Raw genomic sequence first — 6,066 nt, 5'->3', positions numbered from 1 at the left:
ACCGGTCGTGGTATTCAAACTTAATCCCGCCGGTAAGGCCGGGCTCACACTGTAGCTTACCACTGTACCACCGGTACTGGTTGGGCTCAGAGCGGTGATGGCCATGCCCCGGGTATAGGTTTGTGGACTGCTGTAGCTGATGGCCGGGGCCACATCATTCACCGTAATACTGATTTGAGCTGTGGCGCTACCTACACTATTAGTCGCAGTTATTGTATAAGTGTTAGTCACCGTCACCGTCGTTGGTGTGCCGCTGATAACACCAGTTGTGGTATTCAAACTTAAACCGGCCGGTAAGGCAGGGCCCACACTGTAACTGTCCACCATGCCACCTGTACTGGCTGGGCTCAGTGCCGTGATGGCTGCACCCCGGGTATAGGTCTGCGGGCTATTGTAGCTGATGGACGGGGCCACATCGTTCACCGTTATGCTGATTTGGGCTGTGGCGCTGCCACCCGTGTTGGCAGCGGTTACCGTATAGGTAGCGGTGGCCGTTATCGCCGTGGGTGTACCGCTGATAACACCGGTCGTGGTATTCAAACTTAGACCGGCCGGTAAAGCAGGGCTGACGCTGTAGCTGACCACAGTACCACCGGTACTGGTTGGGCTCAGTGAAGCAATGGCCATGCCCCGGGTATAGGTTTGCGGAGTGGCGTAGCTGATGGACGGGGCCACATCATTCACGGTGATGCTGATTTGAGCTGTGGCGCTGCCGCCCGTATTGGTAGCGGTTACCGTATAGGTAGCGGTAGCGGCTACCGCTGTGGGTGTACCGCTGATGACTCCGGTTGTGGTATTCAAACTTAAACCGGCCGGTAACGCAGGACTGACACTGTAGCTCACAACTGCTCCGCCGGTACTGGTTGGACTAAGCGCTGTGATGACCGTTCCTTTGGTATAGGTCTGCGGAGTAGCATAGCTAATGGAAGGGGCCACATCGTTCACCGTTATGCTGATACCGGCCGTAGCGCTGCCACCTGTGTTCGTGGCGGTTACCGTATAGGTAGTGGTGGCCGTTATCGCTGTCGGTGTACCGCTGATAACACCGGTTGTGGTATTCAAACTTAAACCGGCCGGTAAGGCCGGGCTAACACTGTAACTGTCTACCATGCCACCGGTACTGGTCGGGCTCAGCGAAGCAATGGCTGTTCCTTTGGTATACGTCTGCGGGCTACTGTAGCTGATGGACGGGGCCACATCGTTCACCGTAATGCTGATTTGGGCTGTGGCGCTGCCACCCGTGTTCGTGGCGGTTACCGTATAGGTAGCAGTGGCCGTTATCGCTGTGGGTGTACCGCTGATGACTCCGGTTGTGGTATTCAAACTTAAACCGGCCGGTAAAGCCGGGCTCACACTGTAGCTCACAACTGCTCCGCCGGTACTGGTCGGGCTCAGCGAAGCAATGGCTGTCCCCCTGGTATAGGTTTGTGGACTGCTGTAGCTAATGGACGGGGCCACATCGTTCACCGTAATGCTGATTTGAGCCGTGGCGCTGCCACCTGTATTCATGGCGGTTACCGTATAGGTAGCGGTGGCCATTATCGCTGTCGGTGTACCGCTGATAACACCGGTTGTCGTATTCAAACTTAAACCGGCCGGTAACGCAGGACTGACACTGTAGCTCACAACTGCTCCGCCGGTGCTGGTTGGGCTAAGCGAAGCAATGGCCGTCCCCTTGGTATACGTCTGCGGGCTACTGTAACTGATGGACGGGGCCACATCGTTCACCGTAATGCTGATTTGAGCTGTAGCGCTGCCACCCGTGTTGGTACCTGTTACCGTATAAATAGCAGTGGCCGTTATCGCTGTGGGTGTACCGCTGATAACACCGGTCGTGGTATTCAAACTTAAACCGGCCGGTAACGCAGGACTGACACTGTAGCTAACCACTGCTCCGCCGGTACTGGTTGGGCTAAGCGAAGTAATGGCCGTCCCCCTGGTATAGGTCTGCGGGCTATTGTAGCTGATGGACGGGGCCACATCGTTCACCGTTATGCTGATTTGGGCTGTGGCGCTGCCACCCGTGTTGGTACCTGTTACCGTATAAATAGTCGTGGCCGTTATCGCTGTGGGGGTACCGCTGATAACACCGGTCGTAGTATTCAAACTTAAACCGACCGGTAAGGCAGGGGTAACGCTGTAGCTGACCACCGTACCACCAGTACTGGTTGGGCTCTGTGAACTTATGACTGTCCCCCTGGTGTAGGTTAACGGGGTGGCGTAGCCGAAAACAGGTGCTATATCGTTTACCGTAATGCTGATATTGGCAGTGGCGCTACCTACACTATTAGTCGCGGTTACCGTATAGGTAGCGGTGGCCGTTATCGCCGTGGGTGTACCGCTGATAACTCCGGTCGTGGCATTCAAACTTAAACCGGCCGGTAAGGCAGGGCTCACACTATAGCTGGCTACCGTACCTCCTGTACTGGTTGGACTCAGCGAAGTAATGGCGTTACCTTTGGTGTAGGTTTGCGGGCTGCTGTAGCTGATGGACGGAGGGCTGAGCGCGTATTTCATTACCGTGACCAAATTGCTGTTTGCCTCGTCCTGATAAGCCACATAAGGCGTTCCGTTATCAATATAAAGTGAGGTGTAGTTTGCATTCCCCGCAGAGAAACCCGCACTGCCAACGACCTCCCACGCGCTGCCGTTGTATTTCATTACCGTGGCCTTACTGCTGTTTGCCCCGTCCTGATAAGCCACATAAGGCGTTCCGTTATCAATATAAAGTGAGGTGTAGTTTGCATTCCCCGCAGAGAAACCCGCACTGCCAACGACCTCCCACGCGCTGCCGTTGTATTTCATTACCGTGGCCTTACTGCTGTAATTCAAATCCTTGTAGACCACATAGGGTGTTCCGTTATCAATATAAAGTGAGGTGTAGAATGCTTTATACGCCGAAAAACCCGCACTACCAACGACCTCCCATGTGCTGCCGTTGTATTTCATTACCGTAGCCTTGTAACTGTTTGCCACGTCCTGATAGGCCACATAGGGTGTTCCATTATCACAATAAAGTGAGGTGTAGCTTGCTTGTCCCGTCGAGAAACCTGCGCTGCCAACGGTCACCCAAGAGGTGCCGTTATATTCCATCACCGTAGCTTTGTAGCCGTTAGCCCCATCTCGATAAGCCACATAGGGAGTCCCGTTATCAACATAAAGCGAAGTATTGCTTAAATTACCCGCCGAAAAGCCAGCATTGCCAACAGTCACCCAAGAGGTGCCGTCATACTTCTTCACTGTGGCCCTGTATGTTTTACTATTATCTGAATAGGCCACATAGGGCGTTCCGCCATAAACATAAAGCGAAGGATACGATCCTGACGCAAAGTCTGCACTGCCAACACCCACCCAGGCGCTACCGTTGTATTTCATCACCGTAATACCGGACGCATCCTGGTAAGCTACATAGGGCGTCCCGTTATCAATGTAAAATGAGACGTCAGATGTGGCACCTCCCGTAGAGAACCCCTCGCTACCAACAGGCTGCCAGGTTTGTGCCATCACCGGCAGTGTAAAGCTTGTTAACAAGGTAAGCAACATGCCAAATACACAGGCAAACCGAAAATATATTCCCAACATATGGCCCTTGTAAAAAACCTTATTTGTTCGGTTTTCAGGTGTGGCTTCAAGTGCAGGTTGTTTATCTGCCCCTGGCTTCCCGTTTCGGTCGGCGTAAGAAACCTGCCAGGACCGGGTTACGCTGCCATACAGTATCACCCTGAGAAAATACGATAAGCGTTGTTTCATTTGTATTGATTTAATGGTTTGCATTTTTTTTGATTTGATACCGTGCTTGTTAACCCGGTTCCTGAACAAATATGCTAGGCGAGCATGGTCAGTTTTTATTTTTTGCCAACATGTAACCAACATTGCATTGCTTACGATGTCCTGCCATTGACCTACTCACACCAATGCCCGGTTTTTTATCTTTTCTGCTTTTTCAAGTAAGGGATAGTTTTATCCGTTTTACAATGGATAGTTAGCCCTTCCGTCCGGGCCGGGACATTGACATGCAAGTACAACTAGCTCATTGCCATGGCATTTTTTTGTTTCTCAGCCTGATTCTTCTTTTCATTATCTCTCGATTAGTAAAACATAATTCCAATCAAACTAAATAACCTCATTAACCATAAAATTAGTATTAGCATATGCTAACAACTGATTGGCTAATTACAGTTGTTAGCATATGCTAATAACTACATCGATGTTCAGATTTATTAGCGAAAGTCAATATCATGATCTGTAAATCATTATGAGAATGAGATGAGTTTTTCAATTAAAATATTTTTATGTTCATCAGAATGAGGTTTGATTCACTTAACAAATTCACTAAATTCACAACGCTATAATCAAATAAAATATCTTGCTTTTATGGAAAGAGAAAATGGCTTTACTTTTCCTTTTAAAATTTTTGAGGGATATGACCTGAAAAAAGCTTCAGATCGCACAAGTTTTAGGAAAGATGAATTCCTGACAGAAGAGGTAATGCTTCATAAAAACGTTTCACTGATAACCAGCGGTATTGTTATTTTATTTTGGAAGAAAGAAGATGGTACAAGAACAATTATCGACTTTAAATCTACCGGTGACGTTTTACGTCCGGCAGTTGAAGTATCGGAAAATAAGATAGGTAAAATATATGCTCAGGCGCATACCGATGTGGAGGTAACGTTGCTGGATCGAAAATTTCTGTGTTCATGCACAACCGAGAGTGTACCAATTACTGATTTTTTTCTGGGGGTTTTAATTAATGATATAAGCTCTACCTACCGTCAGCTGAAACTATTGAAAGTGGCGGATTTGAAAGAACGTTATCTGACATTCCTTGATGAGTATAAGCACATTTATAATGAGATTACAGATCGAATGATTGCCAGTTACCTTGGAGTACATTACACCACTCTTTCGAGAGTAAAAGCAAAAATTTTGGAGGAAGAGAAAAGTTCGACCTTTTCAGACAAAAATGGCGGGTAAAACGAAATAAATTGTTTTATCCTGATATAATGTATTTAATTCTTGTTATCCTGCTTCTCAAAGCACTTAGGCCTTCCCATTCCATGCTAACCCGTAAAACAAAGATATGCATTTTCCTCGATCTCGAATAATTAATATTCACTCACTTCCAAGGGAGTTCTATCAACACATAAAAGCATCAAAAGAACGAGGTCTGTAACTTGCCGACGATGGGTATCCAAGCTGTATTTTGACCTACGACAAATTCTTCCGATACCTACCACCGCTTCGTGTTATCGGATACAAATAAGATCGTTCCACAGGCCTTAGCAGTAAAATCCGGTTTGACCCGTTACCGCGAGACAAATCACAGGCCGATCCTTATCGCCTGGTGGCGATTTAGGGAAATGGAATGTAAAACCACCCCCATTGGCAATCGTTTCCTTCGGGGAGAAAATCCTTGCCGCAGGGGATGAAAATTTCCTAACGTAAAAATTGTAAACGAGTGCTTATAAAATTATTTTTTCACGGCATAAAAATATTTTCTTACCGCAGGGAATTGAGAGGGCGGAAACACCGGGGTTTCTTAAACAAAACCCAACCTTACAACTACCAGTGGAAGGATAAGGTAACTACCCGGAACAGGACATTATAACTACCAGTGGAAAATACTTAGTACTACATGAAGCAAAACCTTATAACCATTTATGGAAGATCCTTAGTACCATTTTTGAAGAAAGCTTATAACCTCGCGAGGCTGGTAGTCGTAAGGGATTTTTCCCTGTCCCGGAGATGCGCATCTCGCGGCTGTGGAAAGCGCATCTCAAGAGCGCTGGATTTTCTTCTTCATCTTTGTCGGGAAACTTCTTCAACTTCACACAGAAAGTTCTTCATCTTTCCGCGTAAAGTTCTTCATCTCCGGCCGTAAAGTTCAGCTTCGCGCGGAGGTGAGATGCGCTTCGCGTTTGGGAGGGGTTTGCAATGACTGGTTCGTTCAGGATAAAACGACCGGTTCTCTGTCGTTTTCCCACACCTGACATTGTCGGCAAACCTATCAGCGCGATTGGCACTCATTGGCCGGATTTTATCTACTCACCCCATCCGGACTGC

3 protein-coding genes are annotated in these 6,066 nt (G+C 48.0%); 1 reads left to right on the top strand and 2 read right to left on the bottom strand.

Translation table 11 applies throughout. The annotated features are described in order from the left end of the window. Positions 1-3,750 (bottom strand): beta strand repeat-containing protein (locus tag T426_RS25315; RefSeq protein WP_211253578.1); only part of this gene is annotated, 3,750 nt, incomplete at its 3' end. Between the two features lie 624 nt (positions 3,751-4,374). Here T426_RS25315 and T426_RS0118970 point away from each other — a divergent pair. Continuing rightward, positions 4,375-4,977: a Crp/Fnr family transcriptional regulator gene (locus T426_RS0118970; RefSeq protein WP_027586129.1), complete on the top strand. Its 603-nt coding sequence runs from the start codon at positions 4,375-4,377 to the stop codon at positions 4,975-4,977. Between the two features lie 891 nt (positions 4,978-5,868). On the opposite strand, the gene T426_RS25950 is transcribed toward T426_RS0118970, so the two are convergent. Then, the gene (locus tag T426_RS25950) at positions 5,869-6,030 is read right to left on the bottom strand and encodes a hypothetical protein (RefSeq protein WP_159103386.1); all 162 of its coding nucleotides are present in this window, start codon (positions 6,028-6,030) and stop codon (positions 5,869-5,871) included. Positions 6,031-6,066: the final 36 nt, after the last annotated feature.

The organism is Prolixibacter bellariivorans ATCC BAA-1284 (assembly GCF_000621705.1).
In the GTDB taxonomy this organism is placed as follows: domain Bacteria; phylum Bacteroidota; class Bacteroidia; order Bacteroidales; family Prolixibacteraceae; genus Prolixibacter; species Prolixibacter bellariivorans.
The sequence above is the reverse complement of the archived record's forward strand: the minus strand, read 5'-3'. Positions and strand labels throughout refer to the sequence as shown.